The organism is Streptomyces cyslabdanicus (assembly GCF_052663305.1).
Genome location: NZ_JBQRUW010000035.1, coordinates 24,228 through 46,017, shown reverse-complemented (window position 1 = coordinate 46,017; position 21,790 = coordinate 24,228). Strand labels below are relative to the sequence as shown.

Annotated in this window: 17 protein-coding genes; 7 read left to right on the top strand and 10 right to left on the bottom strand. The window is 73.4% G+C overall.

Annotated elements, in window-relative coordinates; all coding sequences use genetic code 11:
- Positions 1 to 113 precede the first annotated feature (113 nt).
- Together ACTYVM_RS20680 and ACTYVM_RS20675 are read left to right on the top strand one after the other, a co-directional pair.
- Positions 114 to 1,745 carry an AMP-binding protein gene (locus ACTYVM_RS20680; RefSeq protein ID WP_445527334.1) on the top strand — a complete coding sequence of 544 codons (1,632 nt, stop codon included), beginning with the start codon at positions 114 to 116 and terminating at the stop codon, positions 1,743 to 1,745.
- Between the two features lie 157 nt (positions 1,746 to 1,902).
- Positions 1,903 to 2,724, top strand: a complete 822-nt coding sequence (locus ACTYVM_RS20675; protein WP_445527333.1) for a PaaX family transcriptional regulator — start codon at positions 1,903 to 1,905, stop codon at positions 2,722 to 2,724.
- Positions 2,725 to 2,762: 38 nt separating this feature from the next.
- Here the strand turns inward: ACTYVM_RS20675 and ACTYVM_RS20670 are convergent, their stop codons facing one another.
- Positions 2,763 to 5,030, bottom strand: coding sequence for a bifunctional salicylyl-CoA 5-hydroxylase/oxidoreductase (locus tag ACTYVM_RS20670; RefSeq protein ID WP_445527370.1), 2,268 nt, complete (start codon positions 5,028 to 5,030; stop codon positions 2,763 to 2,765).
- Between the two features lie 18 nt (positions 5,031 to 5,048).
- Positions 5,049 to 5,876: an enoyl-CoA hydratase family protein gene (locus tag ACTYVM_RS20665; RefSeq protein ID WP_445527332.1), complete on the bottom strand. Its 828-nt coding sequence runs from the start codon at positions 5,874 to 5,876 to the stop codon at positions 5,049 to 5,051.
- Positions 5,877 to 6,208: 332 nt separating this feature from the next.
- Here ACTYVM_RS20665 and ACTYVM_RS20660 point away from each other — a divergent pair, with 332 nt between their 5' ends.
- Positions 6,209 to 6,634, top strand: a complete 426-nt coding sequence (locus ACTYVM_RS20660) for an ATP-binding protein (protein ID WP_445527331.1) — start codon at positions 6,209 to 6,211, stop codon at positions 6,632 to 6,634.
- On the opposite strand, the gene ACTYVM_RS20655 is transcribed toward ACTYVM_RS20660, so the two are convergent.
- Together ACTYVM_RS20655 and argF are read right to left on the bottom strand one after the other, a co-directional pair.
- Positions 6,594 to 8,045 (bottom strand): amino acid permease, encoded by a 1,452-nt coding sequence (locus tag ACTYVM_RS20655; protein WP_445527330.1) that lies wholly within the window; start codon positions 8,043 to 8,045, stop codon positions 6,594 to 6,596. The genes ACTYVM_RS20660 and ACTYVM_RS20655 overlap by 41 nt on opposite strands.
- Before the next feature lie 112 nt (positions 8,046 to 8,157).
- Positions 8,158 to 9,165, bottom strand: a complete 1,008-nt coding sequence (argF, locus tag ACTYVM_RS20650) for an ornithine carbamoyltransferase (protein ID WP_445527329.1) — start codon at positions 9,163 to 9,165, stop codon at positions 8,158 to 8,160.
- 305 nt (positions 9,166 to 9,470) lie between these two features.
- On the opposite strand from argF, the gene ACTYVM_RS20645 reads away from it, so the two are divergent.
- The 4 genes from ACTYVM_RS20645 to ACTYVM_RS20630 all read left to right on the top strand — a co-directional run bounded on the left by ACTYVM_RS20645 (position 9,471) and on the right by ACTYVM_RS20630 (position 15,513).
- A complete protein-coding gene (locus ACTYVM_RS20645) occupies positions 9,471 to 9,857 on the top strand; it encodes a pyridoxamine 5'-phosphate oxidase family protein (protein ID WP_445527328.1) in 387 nt (128 codons plus the stop codon).
- Positions 9,858 to 9,985: 128 nt separating this feature from the next.
- Positions 9,986 to 13,000: an amino acid adenylation domain-containing protein gene (locus ACTYVM_RS20640; protein ID WP_445527327.1), complete on the top strand. Its 3,015-nt coding sequence runs from the start codon at positions 9,986 to 9,988 to the stop codon at positions 12,998 to 13,000.
- Between the two features lie 34 nt (positions 13,001 to 13,034).
- Positions 13,035 to 14,261, top strand: coding sequence for a cytochrome P450 (locus ACTYVM_RS20635; protein ID WP_445527326.1), 1,227 nt, complete (start codon positions 13,035 to 13,037; stop codon positions 14,259 to 14,261).
- Positions 14,262 to 14,292: 31 nt separating this feature from the next.
- Positions 14,293 to 15,513, top strand: coding sequence for a cytochrome P450 (locus ACTYVM_RS20630; protein ID WP_445527325.1), 1,221 nt, complete (start codon positions 14,293 to 14,295; stop codon positions 15,511 to 15,513).
- Positions 15,514 to 15,522: 9 nt separating this feature from the next.
- Here the strand turns inward: ACTYVM_RS20630 and ACTYVM_RS20625 are convergent, their stop codons facing one another.
- Genes ACTYVM_RS20625 through ACTYVM_RS20600 form a run of 6 tightly spaced genes read right to left on the bottom strand, consistent with a single transcriptional unit; the run spans position 15,523 to position 21,790 of the window.
- Positions 15,523 to 17,169, bottom strand: a complete 1,647-nt coding sequence (locus ACTYVM_RS20625; protein ID WP_445527324.1) for an amidohydrolase — start codon at positions 17,167 to 17,169, stop codon at positions 15,523 to 15,525.
- On the bottom strand, positions 17,166 to 17,546 hold the full coding sequence (locus ACTYVM_RS20620) for a cupin domain-containing protein (RefSeq protein WP_445527323.1): 381 nt from the start codon (positions 17,544 to 17,546) through the stop codon (positions 17,166 to 17,168). Before ACTYVM_RS20620 ends, ACTYVM_RS20625 begins: the two co-directional genes overlap by 4 nt.
- Positions 17,547 to 17,561: 15 nt before the next feature.
- Positions 17,562 to 18,965, bottom strand: a complete 1,404-nt coding sequence (locus tag ACTYVM_RS20615) for an NAD(P)/FAD-dependent oxidoreductase (protein ID WP_445527322.1) — start codon at positions 18,963 to 18,965, stop codon at positions 17,562 to 17,564.
- The gene (locus ACTYVM_RS20610) at positions 18,962 to 20,134 is read right to left on the bottom strand and encodes an ABC transporter ATP-binding protein (protein WP_445527321.1); all 1,173 of its coding nucleotides are present in this window, start codon (positions 20,132 to 20,134) and stop codon (positions 18,962 to 18,964) included. Before ACTYVM_RS20610 ends, ACTYVM_RS20615 begins: the two co-directional genes overlap by 4 nt.
- Positions 20,124 to 20,915, bottom strand: a complete 792-nt coding sequence (locus tag ACTYVM_RS20605; RefSeq protein WP_445527320.1) for an ABC transporter permease — start codon at positions 20,913 to 20,915, stop codon at positions 20,124 to 20,126. The genes ACTYVM_RS20610 and ACTYVM_RS20605 overlap by 11 nt, the downstream gene beginning before the upstream one ends.
- Complete coding sequence (locus ACTYVM_RS20600; protein WP_445527319.1) at positions 20,912 to 21,790, bottom strand: ABC transporter permease; 879 nt, start codon at positions 21,788 to 21,790, stop codon at positions 20,912 to 20,914. The genes ACTYVM_RS20605 and ACTYVM_RS20600 overlap by 4 nt, the downstream gene beginning before the upstream one ends.

Here is a 21,790-nt window from a genome sequence, read left to right as displayed (position 1 = left end):
CCTCTCCCTCGCGGCCGACCGGGGCACCTCCACCGTATCGCGTGGCATTGACTGCCGTCACCAACACGATACGCTCCTTGTGCGAGCCCACCACGACAAGGGGGCGAACGGCCGTGGACACCTTGGACTCCGGCAGGGACGGCACCGCGCGGCAGACCGCCTCGGCGCATGTCGACACCTTCGCGCGCGACCACCTGCCGCCCCCGGACCAGTGGCCCGAGCTCCGCTTCGAGCTGCCGGAACTGCGCTACCCCGACCGGCTCAACTGCGCCGCCGAGCTGCTGGACCGTCCCGACGCCGGGCGCCCGGCGTTCCGTACCGCCGCCGGTCGGACGTGGACCTACGGCGACCTGCGCGCCCGCGTCGACCGCATCGCGCACGTGCTGACCGGCGACCTCGGTGTGGTCCCGGGCAACCGGGTGCTGCTGCGCGGCCCCACCACCCCCTGGCTGGCGGCCTGCTGGCTGGCCGTGCTCAAGGCGGGCGCGGTCGCCGTCACCGTGCTGGCCCACCAGCGTCCGCACGAGCTGCGCACGATGTGCGAGATCGCCCGGGTCCGGCACGCGCTGTGCGACGTCCGGGCGGTCGACGACCTGGCCAAGGCGGAGGTACCGGGGCTCGTCGTCACGACGTACGGGGGTGACGCCCCCGACGACCTGCTGCGCCGTCCGGCGCCGGGTGTGCCGTACCGGGCCGTGGACACCGCCGCCGACGACGTCGCGCTCATCGCGTTCACCTCGGGGACCACCGGGCGGCCCAAGGGCTGCGTCCACTTCCACCGGGACGTGCTGGCCGTCGCGGACACCTTCTCCCGCCATGTGCTCCGACCGCGCGCGGACGACGTGTTCGCGGGCAGTCCCCCGCTCGGTTTCACCTTCGGGCTCGGCGGGCTCGTGGTCTTCCCGATGCGCGCCGGCGCCTGCGCCCTCCTGCTCGAACAGGCCCATCCGCGGGAGCTGTTGTCCGCGATCGCCGAGCACCGGGTGTCCGTGCTCTTCACCGCCCCCACCGCCTACCGCGCGATGCTCGACGCGCTCGACTCCCACGACGTCTCCTCGCTGCGGCGCTGTGTGTCCGCCGGGGAGAACCTGCCCGCGGCCACCTGGCACGCCTGGCACGAGCGGACCGGGCTGCGCATCGTCAACGGCATCGGCGCCACCGAGCTGCTGCACATCTTCATCTCCGCGGCGGACGACGACATCCGGCCCGGTACGACCGGGGTGCCCGTGCCGGGGTGGCACGCGCGCGTGCAGGACGAGCACGGCGAGCCGGTGCCGGACGGAGTGCCGGGGCTGCTCGCCGTCCAGGGGCCGGTCGGCTGCCGCTACCTCGCCGACCCGCGGCAGCGCGTGTACGTGCGGGACGGCTGGAACGTCACCGGCGACACCTACGTCCGCGAGCCCGACGGCTACTTCCGGTACGTGGCCCGCGCCGACGACATGATCATCTCGGCCGGGTACAACATCGCCGGTCCTGAGGTCGAGGACGCCCTGCTGCGCCACCCGGACGTGGTGGAGGCGGCGGTCGTCGGGCGGCCCGACGAGTTGCGCGGGCAGGTCGTGGTCGCCTACGCCGTCCTGCGGCAGGGCGCGGGGCGGGACCCGGAGGCGCTGCGCGCTTACCTCAAGTCGGAGCTGGCGCCGTACAAGTGCCCGCGCGAGATCGTCTTCCTGGACGCGCTGCCGCGCACGGCCACCGGCAAGCTCCAGCGGTTCCGGCTGCGCGCCGACGGCGTCCAGCGGTGACGGCGAACCGCGGTGACGGTCAACGGCCGTGCCGGCGAAACGCAGTGACGGACAACGGCGGCGACCGCACGGCGGTGCCGGTACTCGGCGGTGACCGCACGCGGCCCCGTCGGTGACCAGCCGTGACGGTGACCAGCAGTGATACCGACGACCTAAAATGATCAACGTGTCCGAGCAGCAGGCGCTACACGCCCCGAGGTCCCTCATCGTCACGCTCTACGGCGCGTACGGCCGCTTCGTGCCCGGCCCCGTGCCCGTCGCCGAGCTGATCCGGCTGCTGGCCGCCGTGGGGGTGGACGCGCCGTCCGTGCGCTCCTCGGTGTCGCGGCTCAAGCGGCGCGGGCTGCTGCTGCCCGCCCGTACGGCACAGGCCGCGGCGGGGTACGAACTGTCCGCGGAGGCCCGGCAGTTGCTCGAGGACGGCGACCGCCGCATCTATGCCACGGCACACCCCGGTGACGAGGACTGGGTGCTCGCCGTCTTCTCCGTACCGGAGTCGGAGCGCAACAAGCGGCACGTGCTGCGTTCCCGACTGGCGGGGCTCGGCTTCGGCACGGCGGCGCCCGGCGTGTGGATCGCCCCGGCCCGCCTGTACGAGGAGACCCGGCACACGCTGCGGCGGCTGGGCCTGGACCCGTACGTGGACTTCTTCCGCGGCGAGCACCTGGGCTTCACGCCGACCGCTCAGGCGGTCGGGCGGTGGTGGGACCTGGCCGCGATCGCCGCGCAGCACGAGGCGTTCCTCGACCGGCACGCGCGCGTGCTGCGTGCCTGGGAGAAGCGTGCGGACACCCCGCCGGAGGCGGCCTACCGCGACTACCTCCTCGCCCTGGACTCCTGGCGCCATCTGCCCTACGCCGATCCGGGACTGCCCGCGCGGCTGCTGCCCGCCGACTGGCCCGGTGCCCGCTCGGCCGCCGTCTTCCGGGGGCTGCACGAGCGGCTGCGGGACGCGGGCGCCGGGTTCGCCGGGCTCTGAGGCTCCGTGGCTCCGCGGCCTTGAGGCTCCGGCAGCGCTCAACCGCCCAGTTGCAGGCGGGGCTTGGGCGCGTCGGTACGGCCGGTCTGCGGGCGGCGGCTGCCCGCCCGGTAGGGCGCGGGCCAGACGGTGGCCGGGCCCGCGTAGCCCTGCTCGGCGGCGGCGTGCAGGGTCCAGTGCGGGTCGTACAGGTGCGGGCGGGCCAGCGCGCACAGGTCCGTACGCCCGGCCAGGATCAGGGAGTTGACGTCGTCCCAGGAGGAGATCGCGCCGACCGCGATCACCGGTACGCCCACCTCGTGGCGGATCCGGTCGGCGAAGGGCGTCTGGTACGACCGTCCGAACTCGGGGTGTTCGTCGGCGACCACCTGTCCGGTCGACACGTCGATCGCGTCGGCGCCGTGCGCGGCGAAGGCGCGGGCGATCTCCACGGCCTCGGCGGCACTCGTGCCGCCCTCGGCCCAGTCGCTGGCGGAGATCCGCACGGTCATCGGGCGATCCTCGGGCCACACTCCGCGTACGGCGTCGAAGACCTCCAGCGGGAAGCGCAGCCGCTTGTCCAGTGAGCCGCCGTAGGCGTCGGTGCGCCGGTTGGTCAGCGGGGAGAGGAACCCGGAGAGCAGATAGCCGTGGGCGCAGTGCAGTTCGAGCAGGTCGAAGCCGGCCCGGGCGGCACGCCGCGCGGCGGCGGTGAACTGCTCGCGGACGTCGGTGAGCTGGGCCCGGGTGAGCGGGCGCGGGATCTGGCTGTCCGGCCGGTACGGCAGCGGGGAGGCGGCCACCAGCGGCCAGTTGCCCTCCGGCAGCGGTTCGTCGATGCCCTCCCACATCAGCCGGGTCGAGCCCTTGCGCCCGCTGTGGCCGAGCTGCACGCCGATCGCGGTGTCCGGGGCCTGTCCGTGCACGAAGTCGGTGATCCGCCGCCAGGCCTCGGCCTGTCCCGCGGTCCACAGGCCGGCGCAGCCCGGGGTGATCCGGCCCTCGGGGGCGACGCAGACCATCTCGGTCATCACCAGGCCCGCGCCGCCGAGCGCCCGGGCGCCCAGGTGGACGAGGTGGAAGTCGCCGGGGACGCCGTCGGTGGCCGAGTACATGTCCATGGGCGAGACGACGACCCGGTTGCGCAGGGTCAGTCCGCGCAGCCGGAACGGGGTGAACATGGGCGGCGTCCCGGGCGGGCAGCCGAACTCGCGCTCCACGGCGTCGGTGAAGCGGGGATCGCGCAGCCGGAGGTTGCCGTGGGTGACGCGGCGGCTGCGGGTGAGCAGGTTGAAGGCGAACTGGCGGGGCGGCTGGTCGAGGTAGCGGTCCAGGTTCTCGAACCACTCCAGGCTGGCCCGGGCCGCGCGCTGGGTGGAGGCGACGACCGGTTTGCGCTCCTCCTCGTAGGCCGCGAGTGCCTCGGCCGGCGACGGCTGTTCGTCCAGGCAGGCGGCGAGCGCGAGGGCGTCCTCGACGGCGAGCTTGGTGCCGGAGCCGATCGAGAAGTGGGCGGTGTGGGCGGCGTCGCCGAGCAGCACGAGGTTGCCGTGCGACCAGTGCTCGGTGACGACCGTGCGGAAGGTGGTCCACGCGGACTTGTTGGAGCGCAGCGGCCGCCCGCCGAGCGCGTCCGCGAAGATCTTGGCGCAGCGCTCGACGGACTCCTGTTCGTCCATGAGGTCGAAGCCGGCCGCGTGCCACACCTCCTCGCGCAGCTCGACGATCACGGTCGAGGCGTCCGGCGCATACGGATAGCCGTGCAGTTGCATCGCGCCGTGCTCGGTCTCGGCGATCTCGAAGCGGAAGGCGTCGAGGGCGTGGTCGGCGGCCAGCCAGATGTAGCGGCAGCGGTGGCCGGTCACCCGGGGTCGCAGGACGTGGGCGTAGGCCTCGCGGGTGGCGCTGTGCACGCCGTCGGCGGCGACGACCAGGTCGTACGTCCGTGTCAGGCGCTCGGGGTCCGGTGCCTCGGTGCGAAAGCGCAGGTCGACGCCGAGTGCGCGGCAGCGGTCGTGCAGGATGCGCAGCAGCCGCCGTCTGCCGAGCGCGGCGAAGCCGTGGCCGCCGGAGGTGTGCCTCACGCCCCGGTGCACGATGTCGATGTCGTCCCAGCGCACGAACTCCCGGCGCAGGGCCTCGTAGACCACCGGGTCGGCGTGTTCGATGCCGCCGAGCGTCTCGTCGGAGAGCACGACGCCGAACCCGAAGGTGTCGTCGGGCGCGTTGCGCTCCCAGACGGTGATCTCACGGGCCGGTTCGAGCCGTTTCAGCAGGGCCGCGGCGTACAGGCCGCCGGGTCCGCCGCCGATGACCGCGACCCTCATGGCACCGGCCACCGGCGGTCACCTCCCCCGCCACTTCGGCGGGCGCTTCTCGGTGAAGGCCGCGTGGAACTCGGCGTAGTCCTCGCCGTTCATCAGCAGGGCCTGGGTGGAGGCGTCCAGTTCGACCGCGGCGGACAGGGGCATGTCCAGTTCGGCGGTGAGCAGGGCCTTGGTCTGGGCGTGGGCCAGGGCGGGGCCGTCGGCCAGCCGGCGGGCCAGGGCCCGTGCGGCCTCGTCGGCGCTGCCCTCGTCGGTGAGGTGGCTGATCAGGCCGATCCGCTCGGCCTCGGCCGCCCGGACCGGCTCGCCGAGCATCAGCAGCCGCGTGGCGTGGCCGAGCCCGACCACGCGGGGCAGCAGATAGGCGGCGCCCATGTCGCCGCCGGACAGGCCGACGCGGGTGAAGAGGAAGGCGAACCGGGCGGTGGGGTCCGCGACCCGGAAGTCCGCGGCCAGCGCCAGGACCGCTCCCGCCCCGGCCGCCACCCCGTGCACCGCCGCGATCACCGGGAAGGGGCACTCCCGTACGGCCCGCACGACCTGCCCGGTCATCCGGTTGAAGTCGACCAGGTCGGAGGTGTTCATGCTCAGGGTGGCGCCGATGATCTCGTCCACGTCGCCGCCTGAGCAGAAGCCGCGGCCCTCGCCGGCCAGTACCAGGGCGCGCACGGCCCGCTCGCGGGACAGTTCGGCGAGCAGGTCGCGCAGGTCGGCGTAGGCGCCAAAGGTGAGCGCGTTGAGCTTGTCGGGGCGGGCGAGGGTGACCGTGGCGACGCCGTCGGCGCGCTCGACGCGCAGATGGCGCCAGTGGGAGGTGCGCTCGGTGGAGCCGGTGAAGGGACTCATGACGTAGGGCCTCCTCGGGGGGACTGCCACGCACCGCCGCCGCGGCGGGCCGCTGCCGCGACGGCTCGGCTCACCCCACCGAAGTTATCACCTGTTCATGACTGTCGTCACGAGTGCGCGATACATGTGCGTGCGCGGCACCGGCGGTCCCGGAGCCGAGGCCGCCTCAAGATCGCGTGGCGGGCCCCCGTACCATTCCCCTCGTCGAAAGCGGGACAACCTGGTGCTGATCACCGGGGCGCCCCCCGCCCCGAAACGGACCCACCTTGCCCGAGCCCCCTTCGGCCCCGGCCCACCCGTCGCCCGGCCACCGCCCCTCCCGGAGGCACTTCGTGCCGCCCCACCCGTCCTGGCGCGTCGCGCTGCCGCACTCGGCGGCCGCCGTGCCGGTGGCCCGCGCCCTGGTCCGTGCGGCGCTGACCGAGCTGGAGGACACGGCCGACAGCGACACCGCGGAGCTGCTCACCGCGGAACTCGTCGCGAACGCGGTGGAGCACGCCGCGGGCCGGGGTCCGATAGAGCTGGTGGTGGAGCTGCTGCCGACCGGCTGCCACGTCGAGGTGCACGACCCGGACCCGGACCCGCCCGGCGCCCTGACCCGGCCGGGCCTCGCGGCCCCGGACCCCTGGCAGGAGCACGGGCGGGGCCTGCTGCTGATCCGCGCCCTCAGCTCCGCCTGCGGGCACCGCCGGACCGCCTCGGGCAAGGCGGTGTGGTTCAGACTGTCCGCGGCTCCGCCTCGGCCGCGCCCGGCGTGACCTGCGCTCCCTCGGCCCGCGCCGCCAGCCGGGAGTGCCGGCGCCCGTAGCCGGCGTACACCAGCAGGCCGACCACGAGGAAGCCGGCGAACTGGATCCAGGTCGTCCAGCCGGTCTCGTACATCAGGTACAGGGAGCAGCCGACGCCGAGCACCGGCAGCACCGGGTAGAGCGGCACCCGGAAGGTGCGGGCGAGGCCCGGCTCGCGGCGGCGCAGCGTGATCACGGCGATGTTGACGACGCCCATGATGGCAAGTGTGCCGATGGTGCACAGGTTGACCACGACGTCCAGCGACGCAAACGCCGCGGGGATCGCGAAGACCACGCCGACGATCAGGGTGCCGGCGACGGGTACCGAGGTGCGCGGCGAGACCCTCTGCAGGACGGGCGGCACGAGGCCGTCGCGGGACATCGACATCAGGATGCGGGACTGGGCGTACGTCACGGTCAGCACCACGGAGGCGATGGCGACGACCGCGCCGAAGGCGATCACGGCGCCGCCGACCGTGGAGCCGGTGACCGTGTTGACGACGTACGACAGGGCCGCGGGCCGGCCGCCGACCTGGTCACCGCCGATGGCGCCGATCGCGGCGAGCGCGACCGCGCAGTACAGCAGGGTGACCAGGCCGATGCAGACGAGGATCGCGACGGGGATGTGCCGGCGCGGGTTCCTGGCCTCCTCGCCGGCGGTGGTGATCGCGTCGAAGCCGATGAAGGAGAAGAACGCGGCGGTGGTGCCCGCGCCGATGCCGCCGATGCCGGCCGGCGAGAACGGGGTGAGGTTGCCGTGCCGGAAGGCGGAGAAGCCGATGGCGCAGAAGGCGACGAGGATGGCGAGCTTGAGCACGGCCATCGCGGCGGTCGCCCGGGCGCTCTCGCGCACTCCGCGCACCAGCAGCAGGCAGGCCATGGCGATGACGAGGACGGCCGGGACGTTGACGATCCCGCCGTCGCCGGGTCCTGCGGACAGGGCGGCCGGCAGCTGCCATCCGGTGAGGCTGTGCAGCAGCTCGTTGACGTACTGGCTCCAGCCGACGGCGACGGCGGAGATGGAGATGCCGTACTCGAGGAGCAGGCACCAGCCGACGAGGAAGGCGGTGGTCTCGCCGATGCCCGCGTAGGCGAAGGAGTACGAGGATCCGGAGACGGGGATCGCGCCGCCGAGCTCGGCGAACGAGAAGGCGGTGAACACGCAGGTGATCGCGGCCAGCACGAAGGAGACGACGACGGCGGGACCGGCCTGGGCGACCGAGTCGGACAGGCCGACGAAGATGCCGGTGCCGACGATCGCGCCGATGCCGAAGCAGACGAGCTGGAACAGGCCCATCGTGCGCTTGAGGCCGTGGCCCGCGCGGTCGGCGCCGGACTCGGCGACGAGGAGGGCCGGGGACTTGATGCGGGGAGCGGACATGCGGGGGTGGTGCTCGTTTCTGGTGGTACGGGGCGACCCGGGTGGGGGTCACGACGGCCGCGGAAGGGGGTGGTTCCGCGGCCGGCCGTCGGACATACGGGCGTTGCGGGGGTCAGGCCAGGGTGGCGACCATGATCGCCTTGATGGTGTGCAGCCGGTTCTCCGCCTCGTCGAAGACGACCGAGTGGGCCGACTCGAAGACCTCGTCGGTCACCTCCAGGGAGGTGCGGCCGTGGCGCTCGTGGATCTCACGGCCGACCTCGGTGCCGAGGTCGTGGAAGGCGGGCAGGCAGTGCAGGAACCTCACGTCCGGGTTGCCGGTGGCGCGCAGCACGTCCATCGTCACCGCGTACGGGGCCAGGGCCTCGATCCGCTCGTCCCAGGCCTCCTTGGGCTCCCCCATGGAGACCCAGACGTCGGTAGCGACGAAGTCGGCGCCGCGCACGCCCTCCTCCAGGGACTCGGTGAGGGTGATGCGCGCGCCGCTGGAGGCGGCCAGCTCGCGGGCCCGGTCGACGATCCCCTGGGCGGGCCAGTAGCTCTTGGGGGCGACGAGCCGTACGTCCATGCCGAGCAGGGCTCCGGTGACCAGGTAGGAGTTGCCCATGTTGAAGCGGGCGTCGCCGAGGTAGGCGAAGGCGGTCTCCGGCAGCGGCCTGGCGCAGTGCTCGGTCATGGTGAGCACGTCGGCGAGCATCTGCGTGGGGTGCCAGTCGTCGGTGAGCCCGTTGTAGACGGGGACGCCGGCGTGTGCGGCGAGCTCCTCGACGGTGTCCTGGCTGTCGCCCCGGTACTCGATCGCGTCGAACATGCGGCCGAGGACGCGGGCGGTGTCCTTCACGGACTCCTTGTGCCCGATCTGCGAGCCGGAGGGATCGAGGTACGTCGTCGAGGCGCCCTGGTCGGCGGTGGCCACCTCGAACGCGCAGCGGGTGCGCGTCGAGGTCTTCTCGAAGATCAGCGCGATGTTGCGGCCCCGCAGGTACCGCGTCTCGGTGCCGGCCCGCTTGGCGGCCTTGAGCTCGGCGGCCAGCTCCACCAGGCCGCGGAACTCCTCCGCGGTGAAGTCCAGCTCCTTGAGGAAGTGGCGGCCGGCGAAGCCGGTCGGGACGTGCACCATCGGGAAGCTCCTGGGGACGGGTGGAAGGGAGGCGAACCATGGAAGTCTATACGATGTTCCACATTTATATACGGAATCTCGCCGGGTCCGGGATGCGAACCGTCCCGGTCTGTTGAACTCTGGGAGTCGTGGCCCGGTCCCGCACTCCTGCGCCGGCCCGGCCGCCGGGACCCGCAGGGCGTCCGTGTCACCCGAGGATGCCAGGCGCGACTCTCTGCCCGATCGAGGTGGTAGCCGTGGATCTCAGGATGTCGGTCGAAGCCCGGGAAGAGTTCCTCGCAGGTCTCCACGTGGGAATCCTGGGGGTGAACGATCCTCGTGACAAGGGCGGCCCCTTGCTGGTCCCACTCTGGTACTCCTACCGGCCCGGTGGGCCGGTGACGATCGAGACCGGGCGCAAGACGCTGAAGGCCCGCCTCGTCCGCGAGGCCGGCCGGTTCAGCCTCTGCGTGCAGGACGAGTCGGCCCCGTACCGCTATGTGAGCGTGGAGGGGCCGGTCGTGGGCGTCGAGGACCCGGTGCCCCCGGCCGAGCACGAGGCGCTGGCCCACCGCTATCTGGACGCGGACACCGCGACGGCGTACCTGGCCGCCAACCAGGGGCAACTGGTCGACGACATCCTCATCCGCATGCGGCCCGAGCGGTGGAGGACGGCCGACTTCTCCGCCTTCGCCGCGGAGTTCGACGGCTAGTCCACCACTCCTCCGTTGGTCCTCTAGTCCTCCGTGCGGCAGGTGGTTCACGTGCGGCACAGACGGGACATCCCATGGTCACTGACTCGATGAGGCTTCCGGCAGCGCCGGCGTGGAACGCGGAGGCAATGCGGCACCCGCGCGATCGCTGTCTGCACGAGCTGTTCGACGCCCAGGCCGCACTGCGCCCGCGGGCGACCGCCTCCGTACAGCACGGCCGCGGCATGAGCTACGGCGAGCTGAAGGACCGCTCCGACGCGCTGGCCGCCCGGCTGCTCGCCTCCGGGGTGCGGCGCGGCGACGGGGTCGGCGTGTGCGGGGGCCGGTCGCCGGAGGCGCTGGTCGCCTTCCTGGGCATCCTCAAGACCGGTGCGGCGTACGTCCCGCTCGACGACGCCTCCCCGCCCGGGCGGCTCCAGGCGATGGCGGAGGACGCCGGGGTGCACACCGTGGTGACGCTGCCCGGCAGTGTGTGCCGCATCCGGCGGGTGCGCACCCGCATCGCCCTGGACGGGTCGGCGCCGGCCGCGCCGGCCGCGCTCCCGAGGAGCGAGGCGCGTCCCGGGGACTGCGCGTACGTGATGTTCACCTCCGGCTCGACCGGCCGTCCCAAACCCGTGGCGGTCCCGCACTGCGGCGTGGTCCGGCTGGCCGCCTCCGACCTGGTGTGGCAGCGGCCGCGCCCCGGTGAGCGCGTGCTGCACGCCTACGGCCTGTCCTCGGACGCCTCCACGATCGAGATCTGGTCCCCGCTGCTCGCCGGGGCCTGCGTGGTGATCGCCGACCAGGAGGAACTGCTGTCCCCGGCCGCCCTGGAGTCCCGGCTGCTGTCCGAACGGGTCAGCATCGCCTATCTGACCACCGGGGTGTTCCACCACATCGGGCGCACCAGGCCGTCGGCCCTGCGGTCCCTGCGGTTCGCCTCGGCCGGCGGCGAGGCGATGGACCCGGAGCTGGCCCGCGCGATCGTGGCGGCCTGCCCGGACACCACCGTGGTCAACTTCTACGGTCCGACCGAGAACAGCGTCGTCTCCACCGCGCACCTGGTGGACGGACTGCCGCCCGGCGCGACGGCGGTGCCGATCGGCCGGCCGCTGGAGAACTCCACCTGCTACGTCGTACGGGCGGACGGCACCCTCGCGGACGTCGGCGAGGAGGGCGAACTCCTCGTCGGCGGGGACGGGCTCGCACTGGGCTACCTCGGCGATCCCGCGCTGACCGCCGAGCGCTTCGTGGACAACCGCTTCGAGCCCGGTACGCGGCTGTACCGCACCGGTGACCGGGTGGTCCGGCGCGCGGACGGCATCCTCGAGTACCGGGCACGGGTGGACCGGCAGATCAAACTGCGCGGCCACCGCATCGAGCCCGACGAGGTGGAGGCGCGGCTGCGGGCGGACGACGCGGTCGGCGAGGCCGTCGTCGAACTGGAGGGCGACACCCTGATCGGGTACGTGACTCCGGCCCGGCCCGGCCGTGCGCTGCCGCTGGATCGCATCCGCGCGGGTCTCACCGCGTGGCTGCCCGCGGCCGCGGTGCCTGCCCGGCTGGTGGAGGTCGGGCGGTTCCCCGTGACCTCGGGGGGCAAGGTCGACCGCCGCCGGCTGCGCCTGCTGGCGGCCACGGGCGCGGCCACCGCCCCGGCGCCCGGGCGGCGCCCGGAACCGGGCCCGCAGGAGTCGACGGCGCGGGTGTGGCAGGTGGTGCTGGGCGTGCGTCCGGCGCCCGGGGACAGCTTCTTCGACCTCGGCGGCGACTCCCTGCTCGCGGCCGAGGCCGTCACCCGCACGCTGGCCGCCTTCGGCCTGGACGCCCGCAACGGCCGCACCCTGGTCCACAGTCTGCTGCGCTCCCCCACCCTGGAGGACTTCACCGCCGAAGTCGCCGCCCTCACCTCGGTCGAGGACCGGCGGACCCGGGCGGCCCCCGACGCCGACGCCGGCACCGTCGACTTCTGCGTGGAGGCGCGGCTGGGCTTCGCCCTGCCGTCGCCGCGCGGTCCGGAACCGGACTGGCACCACCCCCGGGAGGTGCTGCTGACCGGCGCCTCCGGCTTCCTCGGCGCCTTCCTGCTCGACCGGCTGCTGCGTCGCACCGGCGCCCGCGTGCACTGCCCGGTACGCGGCCGGGACGCCGCGCACGCCCGGCAGAAGGTGATGCGGAACCTGGCCCGCTTCGGCCTCGCCGGCACGGACGCCGCCGACCGTGTCGTGTGCTTCCCCGCGGACCTCGCCGAGCCCGGCCTCGGCCTGGAGCCGGGCCGCGCCGAGGAGCTGGCCGACTCCCTCGACCTGGTGCTCCACGCCGCCGCCCAGGTCAACTTCCTCTACCCGTACGAGGCGTTGCGCGGCGCCAACGTGGAGGGCACCCGGCAGCTCGTCGGCCTGGCGGCCGAACGTGCCGTGCCCGTGCACTTCTTCTCCACCATCGCGGTGCTGGCCGGCTTCGGCACCGCCGGTGTGCGGCACGTCGACGAGGACCTGCCGCTCGACCACGCCGACCGGCTCACCATGGGCTACGCCGAGAGCAAGTGGGTGGCCGAGGAGGTGCTGCGCGAGGCCGCCGGCCAGGGCCTGCCGGTGGCGGTGCACCGGCCGTACGAGATCACCGGTGACCGGCGCACCGGCGCGTGCAACACCGACACCGCGATCTGCTCGCTGTTCAAGACGATCACCGAGACCGGTCTCGCCCCCGACATCCCGCTGCCGCTGGACTTCGTCCCGGTGGACTTCCTGACCGAGGCGGTGGTGCACATCGCCACCGCGCACCGCACCACCCACCGGACCTACCACCTCACCAACCCCCGCCCGGCGAGCCTGCGCGACATGCTCGACCGGATGGACGCGGGCGGCCACCGGATCCGGCGGCTCCCCTACGAGGAGTGGGTGGACGAACTCGTCCGCCATGTCGCACGGCACCCCACGAGCCCCACCGCCCCGTTCGTCTCCCTGTGCGTGGACCGCTGCAAGCAGGCGGACATGTCCGTCAAGGAGATGTACTTCGAGGGCACCTTCCCGTCCGTGGGGCGGGCCAACGTCGAGCACGACCTGGCCGGCACGGGCCTGCGCTGCCCGCCCGTCGACGCGGAACTGCTGGACCGCTACCTGGAGTACTTCTACGCCACCGGCTACATCGAGCGCCCGTAGCCGAACACCCGTAGCCCACGCCGGAGGAGCCAGCATGACCCCACAGTCACCCGGCACCCGGGCGCCAGGACCCGGGGCGGACGTCCTGGACTTCCCGCTCCCGCCACCGGGCACCATGGGGCCGCCCGAGACGTGTGCGCGGCTGCGCGAGAGCCGTCCCGTGGCCAGGGTCGGACTGCTGATGGACGCGACCGCCTGGTACGTCACCCGGTACGAGGACGTCCGGGCGCTGCTCGCCGACCCCCGGCTGATCAGGCCGACGATCAACGACTGGCCGCCCCGCCCCGTCCCGTCCACCGACGACGACGGGCCGCGCCTGGTCACCATGGCGGAACTGGACGGCCCCCGGCACCTGGCGCTGCGCAGGTCCGTGGCCTCGGCGTTCAGCTCCGGAGCCGTCCGGGCCCGGCTGCCGCGCATCCGCGCACTCGCCGAACGGCTGCTGGCCGAGTTCGAGGAAGGCGGCCCTCCCGGCGACCTGGTGGCCGGATTCACCGACCCGTTCCCGCTGCTCGTGCTGTGCGACCTCGTGGGGATCCCCTGGCAGGACCGGGACTGGTTCCTGCCGGTCCTGGACGCGGCCCTCGGCGGCATGGTGACCGCCGAGGAGGGACGCAGGGTCACCGACCTGCTGCGCGCGTACGTGGCCGAGCTGATCGCGCGGAAGCGGAGCCGGCCCGGCGACGACGTCCTGACCCCGCTGGTCCGCCAGTGCGAGGACGGGACGCTGACCGACGAGGAGGTGACGGCCTTCGGCCTCTCCATGCTCACGGTCGGCTTCGGGATCAGCTCCTTCTTCCTGGCCGACTCGGTGCACACCCTTCTGGGCCGGCCGGACCAGTGGGCCCGGCTGCGCGACCGCCGCGACCTCATGCCCGGCGCGGTGGAGGAACTCCTGCGGTACATGCCGGTGATGAACGGCACCGTGCTGCTGCTGGCCACCGAGGACATCGAGGTGGGCGGGCAGACCGTGCGGCGGGGCGAGGCCGTCATCCCCGTGCTGGCCTCCGCCAACCGCGACGGGAGCGTGTTCGCCGACGCGGCCCGGCTCGACCTGTGCCGCGCGGACAACCCCCACCTCTCCTTCGGCCGGGGAACCCACAACTGCGTCGGCGCCCACCTGGCGCGCGCCGAACTGACCGTCGGACTCGAGGCGTTGCTCGACCGCTTCCCGCGACTGCGCCCGGCCGAGGGGCAACAGCCCGTCTGGGACGACCAGTCCGTCACCAAGTCACCGCTGACCCTCCCGGTCGGCTGGTGAGCCCGCCCGCAGGCACCAGGGGAGGTCTCCCGTGAACACCACACCGGAACCCGTCGTCGACGCGCCCGGCGTGCCCGTTATCGAGCTGCCCCTCCCGCCCCCGGGCACCATGGGCCCGCCCGAGGAGTACCACCGGCTGCGCCGGGAGTGCCCCCTGGCCAGGGTCAGGCTGCCGATGGGCGCCACCGCCTGGTACGCCACCCGCTACGAGGACGTCAGGGAACTGATCGCCGACGCCCGGCTGATCAGGCCGAGCATCACCGACTGGCCGCCCCGCCCCGGCCATGTGCCCGGTGACGAGCCGGGCCTGATCACGATGATGGAACTGGAGGGCCCCCGGCACGCCGCGCTGCGCAGGGCCCTGAGCGGGCCGTTCAGCGTCCGGTCCGTGCGGAGCCGGCTGCCGCGCGTGCGGCGGTCGGCCGACCGGCTGCTCGATCCGTTCGTCGACAGCGACCGGCCCGGTGATCTGGTCGTCCGGTTCCTCGAGCCCTTCCCCGTCATGGTGATGTGCGATCTCGTCGGCATCCCCTACGAGGACAGCGACTACTTCCTGCCCAGGGCGGACGCCGCGCTCGGGGCCATCCTCACACTGGCGGAGGGCCGCGAGGCCACCTCCCAACTGCGCGAGTACATCACCGCGTTGCTCGACCAGAAGCGGCGCGAGCCCGGCGACGACATGCTCACCCTGCTGGTCCAGGCGTGCGAGCGCGGCGCCCTGGACCACGAGAGCGCGGTGAGCTTCGGACTGTCCATGCTGGTCGCGGGCTACCGCACGAGCACCATGTTCCTGGCCGACGCGGTGCTGACCCTGCTGACCCTGCCCGGCGCGTACGCGCACCTGCGCGACCACCGCGCCCTCATGCCGGACGCGGTGGAGGAACTCCTGCGCTATGTGCCGGTGATGAACGGCGTCGTCGTCCTCCAGGCCGTCGAGGACATCGAGCTGCACGGCCGGACCATCCGCGCCGGCGACGCCGTGCTGCCCGTGCTCGCCGCGGCCAACCGCGACGAGCGCGTGTTCAGCGACGCCGACGGGCTCGACCTGTGCCGCGCGGACAACCCCCACCTCACCTTCGGCCGCGGGGCGCACCACTGCATCGGCGCCCACCTGGCCCGCGCCCAGATGACCGTGTGCCTGGAGGCACTGTTCGACCGGCTCCCGAACCTGCGCCTGGCCGAGGGCCACGACCCCATCTGGGAGGACGACTCACCGAGCAAGTCGCCCCTCACCCTCCCGGTCACCTGGTGAGCCGGCCGCTCACTCGGCGTGGACGGCCTCCCCCGCGACCAGGGTGAGCACGGCGCGGGTGCCGGCCACGTCCGTGTCCGGGGCGAAGAGGTCGCGGTCGAGGACGGCGAGGTCGGCCGCCCTGCCCTCGCGCAGCAGGCCGACTTCGTCGTCGTTGCCGTTCACCCAGGCGGAACCGGCCGTGTAGGCGCGCAGGATGTCGGCCAGCTCCAGCCGTTCGTGGGGCACGAACGGCTGGTCGGCGCCCGGCCATCCGGCGTACGCCGAGCCGGGCGGTTCGGTGCGGTGCACGGCGACGTGCATGGCCTGCCAGGGGTCGGCGGTGGTGACCGGCCAGTCGCTGCCCCCGGCGAGCCGGGCGCCGCTGTCGAGCAGCCGGCGGAAGGGGTACTGCCGCCCGGCCCGTGCCTCGCCGAGCAGCGGGTTGGTCAGCTCGTCGGTCTGCTGGTGGTGGGTCGCCCACAGCGACTGGACGTTGGCCGCCACCCCCAGCGCGGCGAAGCGGGCGATGTCCGCGTCGTCGACCAGCTGCACATGGGCGATGTGGTGGCGCCGCTCGCGGGCCCCGTTGGTCCCGGCCGCGGCCTCGACCGCGTCCAGGCACTCGCGCACCGCCCGGTCGCCGATCGCGTGGAAGTGCACCTGGAACCCGGCGGCGTCCAGCCGGGTCACCGCCTCGGCGAGCAGCGCGGCGGGCACGTTGGAGTGGCCGAGGTTGCCGGTGGCGCACCCGCAGGAGTCCAGGTACGGCTCCAGCAGGGCGCCGGTGCCGTTCTCCAGCACGCCGTCCTGCATCACCTTCACCGCGCCGGCCCGGAAGCGGCGGCCGGGCTCGCCGCGCCGCGCCACCAGGTCGTCGAGCTGGTCGAGACCCCGGTCGCGGTCCCACCACAGGGCGCCGGTGACCCGGGCCCTCAGCAGCCCCTCCGCGTCGGCCCGCCGGTAGGCCGCGAGCGTGTCGCCGGCCCCGCCGTAGGCGCCGACGATGGCGTCCTGCCAGCCGGTGATCCCGTACCGGAAGAGATGGGTCTGCGCGTGACTCAGCGCAGCGAGCTGGTCCTCGACGGTGTCCGGCGGGAGCAGCCGGGCCACCAGGTCCATGGCGCTCTCGTGCAGCACCCCGGTGGGCCGGCCGGCGGCGTCGCGCTCGATCCGCCCGGCCGGCGGGTCCGGGGTGGCCGCGTCGATCCCGGCGCGTTCCAGTGCCGCCGAGTTGACCCACGCGGAGTGGTGGTCGGCGTTGGGCAGGAAGACGGGCCGGTCCGGTACGACCGCGTCCAGCGGCTCCCGGGTGGGCCAGCCGCCGGGGAAGCAGTCCATGCTCCAGCCGCCGCCGAGGATCCACGGCCGGCCGGGGTGGGCGGCCGCGTACTCCCGGACGGCCGAGAGGCAGCCCTCGGCGTCGGCGGCGCCGGTGAGGTCGCAGCGCAGCGCCTCCAGGGCGCCCCAGACCGGGTGGATGTGCGCGTCCTGGAGGCCGGGCACCACGGTCCGGCCGGCCAGGTCGAACGTCTCGGACGGGCGGTCGACGGCCCGGCGCACCTCGGCGTCGGTGCCGACGGCCGTGAACCGGCCGCCGGACACGGCGACGGCCGTGGCCTCGGGGCGCCGCGGGTCGCCGGTCCACACCCGGCCGCCGTGCAGGACGAGGGTCATGCGCCGGCCCCGTGGGAGCGCACCACGTACACCTTGCGGAGGTCCTCGTGGACCTGCCAGGTGCCGCGCCAGCCGGCCGGCATCGCCAGGGTGGCGCCGGGCCCCAGCTCGACGTCCGCACCGCCCTCGGTACGGACGGTGGCGGATCCGGTCAGCACCTGGCAGACCTCGTCGTAGCCCTCGCGGGTGGCGGTGAAGTGGCCGGGGTCGCACTCCCAGACGCCGACCTCGACCAGCCCGTCGGGCGACTGCCACAGGGTGCGGGTGGTCTCCTTCTGGCCGGTGGTGCTGGTGGGCTTGGGCGTCGCGGGGGGCAGGTCGGCGCCCGCCGCGTCGGCGAGGAAGGCGACAGCGGGGACGAGAGAGGTGGTGTCCATCGTGGTCCGCTCCTTTCAGCGTCCGCTGATGACGTTGGCGACGCGTGCGATGACGGAGGTGCGCTCCAGACCGGAGTTCTCGTGCCGGTCGGCGGCGCGGTAGGCGACGTAGAGGCTGCGCACGCCGAGCCAGCGCAGCGGCTCCGGCTCCCAGCCGCGCACCTTGCGGCCGACCCAGGGCAGCCGGGCGAGGTCGGTCTTCTCACCGAGGATCACGTCGCGCAGGGTGCGTCCGGCGAGGTTGGTGGTGGTCACGCCGTGCCCGACGTAGCCGCCCGCCCAGCCGAGGCCGGTGTCGGGGTCCAGGTGGACGGTGGCGCACCAGTCGCGCGGCACGCCCAGCACACCGGACCACGTGTGGTCGATCGCGACGCCCTCGGTGGCCGGGAAGTGCTGCCTGAGGATGGCCAGGAGCTGCGCCTGCGTCGCGTCCCGGGTCTCGCCGCGCTGGTCGACGTGGGAGCCGAACATGTACGGGATGCCGCGCCCGCCGATGGCGATGCGGCCGTCGGTGGTGCGCTGGATGTAGCAGTACGAGTTGGCCTCGTCCCCGATCAGTTCGGCGCCGCGCCAGCCGATCTCGTCCCACACGGAGGCGGGCAGCGACTCGGTGACGATCATGCTGCTGTTCATCGGCAGCCAGACCCGCCGGTGGCCGCGCAGCCCGGCGGTGAACCCCTCCAGCGCCCGGATGACGTACGACGCGCGGACGGTGCCGTGGGGGGTGACCGCTTCCCGCGGGCGGATCTCGGTGACCTCGGTACCCTCGTAGATCGCGACGCCCATCCGCTCCACCACGTCGGCCAGGCCCCGCACCAGCTTGGCGGGCTGGATGCGGGCGCAGTGCGGGCTCCACTGGGCGTAGCGGGCACCGGCCACGCGGACCCTTTGGGCGAGCTGGTCCGCGTCGAGTTCGACCAGGTCGTCCTCGCCCCAGCCCTCGGCGCGCAGCGTCGGCAGCCCTTCGCGCAGCCGCCGCTCCTGGGCGGCGTTGGTGGCGACGTGCAGCAGTCCGTCCTTCTGGATGTCGGCGTCGATGCCCTCCTCGGCGGCGACGCGGATGACCTCGTCGACGGAGGAGAACATCTCCCGCTGCATGGCGACGGCCGGCTCCTTGCCGTGCGACTTGGCGTAGCGGCGCATCTGGCCGGGCGGCTCGGCGCTGAGCCAGCCGCCGTTGCGGCCGGAGGCGCCGAAGCCGGCGAACTCCTTCTCCAGGACGGCGATCCGGAGGTCGGGCTGGGCCTTCTTCAGGTAGTAGGCCGTCCACAGGGAGGTGTAGCCGCCGCCGACGAGGGCGACGTCGACGTCCAGGTCGCCGGGCAGGGCGGGGCGGCGGGCGGGGACGCCGCTCTCCCGGAACCAGAAGGAGACGTCGCCGTTGACGAAGGTGGGGCTGGTGGCGGGGGTGGTGCTCATCGTCCGCTCTCTTCCGCTGCGGCGACCGGGACCCGGTCGCCGGACGTGGGTGGGTGGGTGGTGCCGGAGGGGTCGTCGAGCAGGACGCCGCGTTCGACGTCCCAGACCACGGTGACCTCGTCGCCGTGACGGACGCCGGACAGCCGGTCGGCCTGCTCGCGGGCCAGCAGCACGGTGCCGTCGGGCAGGGCGAGTTCGAGCTTGCGGCCGGAGCCCAGGTAGATCTCCTGGGTGACGCGGGCGGGCAGCGCGTTGGCCCCGGCGGCGACGGGTTCGGCGGCCGACTGCACGCGCAGGTGCTCGGGGCGGACCACGACGGCGGCCGCGCCGCCCCCGGGCAGCCGTCCGGCGACGCGTACGGTGCGGTCGCCGACGCGCAGGCAGGAGTCGTCGCCGTCCGGCTCGACGCGTCCCCGTACGGTGGAGGACTCGCCGAGGAACTCGGCCACGAAGAGGCTGCGGGGCCGTTCGTAGAGTTCGCTCGCGGTGCCGACCTGCTGGATGCCGCCGTCGTCGAAGACGGCGATGCGGTCCGACAGGACCAGCGCCTCCTCCTGGTCGTGGGTGACGAAGACGAAGGTGGAGCCGACCTCCTGGTGCACCCGCTTGATCTCCAGCTGGAGCGATTCCCGCAGCTTCTTGTCGAGCGCGCCGAGCGGCTCGTCCATCAGCAGCACGCTCGGCTCGTAGACCACGGCCCGGGCCAGGGCGACCCGCTGCTGCTGGCCGCCGGACAGCTCGCGGGGCCTGCGGTGGCCGTAGCCGCCGAGCCGCACCGTCTGAAGGGCCGCCTCGACCATCTCGGCGCGGCGGGCCTTCGGCACCTTGCGCTGCTTGAGCGGGAAGGCGACGTTCTCCGCGACGGTCATGTGCGGGAAGAGCGCGTAGTGCTGGAAGACCATGCCGATGTCGCGCCGGTGCGGCGGCAGGTCCTGCATCTGCTTGCCGCCGATGGTCAGCGTGCCGGAGGTGGCGGCGGTGAACCCGGCGACGATGTTGAGGGTGGTGGTCTTGCCGGAGCCGCTGGGGCCCAGCAGGGTCATGAACTCGCCCGGTTCGATGACCAGGGAGACGTCGTCGACGGCGACGGAGTCCGCGTACTCCTTGCGCACCTGCGCCAGTTCGATACGGGCTCCGCGCGCCTTGATGAGGCTGGTCTCAGCGGACACGGTTCCTCCTGGCGGTGGCGAAGGTGGCGGCCAGCACGAGCACCGTGGTGAAGACGATGATCAGGGTGGCGGCCGCGGCGATGGTGGGGTCGGTGTCCCGGGTCACGCTGGCGAACATCCTGACCGGCAGGGTCTGCAGGTAGGGGCTCTGGATGAACAGCGAGACCACGACCTCGTCGAAGCTGGTGACGAAGGCGAACAGGGCACCGGAGACGACGCCCGGGGCGATCAGCGGCAGGGTCACCTGCCGGATGGCGCCCCACCGGGTGGCGCCGCAGATCAGTGCGGCGTCCTCCAGGCGCCGGTCGAAGCCGCGCAGGCTCGCCGTCACCGGGATGATCACGAACGGCAGGGCCAGCACGGTGTGGGCGGTGACGAAGCCGAGCAGGGTGCCCAGCAGGTTGTACTGGAGGAAGAGCGCGTACACGCCGATGGCGACCACCACGGTCGGCACGATCATGGGGGCCAGCAGCAGCCCGTACGACGCCTTCACCCAGCGTGAGCCCGACCGGGTGAGCGCGATTGCGGCGGCGGTGCCCAGGACGGTGGCCACCACCGCGACCAGGGCGCCGACCTGGAGCGAGGAGAGCAGTGCCTCGGTCCACCGGGGGTCGGTGAAGAAGTTGGTGTACCAGCGGGTGGACCAGCCGGTCGGCGGGAACACCAGGGACGCCTTGTCGGTGAAGCTCAGCGGGATCACCACGAGCGTCGGCGCGATGAGCCACAGGCCCACCAGCGCGCTGAACGCCCACAGCGCGATCCGCGCGGGTACGGTCCTCATCGGGCACCTCCTCGCTTGCGGGTGAAGCGCAGGACGACGCCGACCAGCCCGAGCAGGACCAGCGTCACCGCCAGCAGCACCACGCCCATCGCTCCGCCGCGGCCCCAGGCGAGCAGCCCGTTGACCTGGGTGAAGATCTGCTGCGAGATCAGCGCCTGGTCGGGCGAGCCCAGCAGGGCCGGGGTGATGTAGAAGCCGAGCGAGGTGATGAACACGGTCAGCGCGCCGGCGCCCACCCCGGGCAGCGACAGCGGCACGAACACCCGCAGGAACGCGACGGAGGGGCGCGCCCCCATGCCCTGCGCGGCGTCCAGGAGCCGGCGGTCGATGCCGCTCATCACCGCGTACAGCGGCAGCACCATGAACGGCATCAGCACCTGCGACATGCCGATCACCACGCCGGTGGGCGTGCGGATGAGCTGGAGCGGGCCGAGGCCCACGCTGCCGAGGACCTGGTTGACCACGCCGCTGTCCTGGAGCAGCACCACCCACGCGAAGGTGCGCACCATCAGGCTGGTCCAGAAGGGCAGCAGCACCAGCAGGGTGAGCCAGATCCGCGCCCGCGCGCCGACGACGGTCATCAGGTAGGCGTACGGGTAGGAGAGCACGAGGGTCACCAGGGTGACGACGGCGCCGACGGTCAGGGTGCGGACCAGCGTGGCGAGGGCGACGTCGCTGGTGAAGAACCAGGAGTAGTTGCCCGCGCCGGGCGTCGGCTCGCTGACGCTGCGCCAGGCCATCAGGCCCAGCGGCACCAGGAAGAGCACGGCCAGCAGGACCAGCGCGGGCAGCAGCAGCCATCCCCACCGGCCGCCGGCGCCCTTGCGGGGCCGGCCGCCGGTGGCCGGGGAGGCGATCTCGATCAGGGCGGTCAT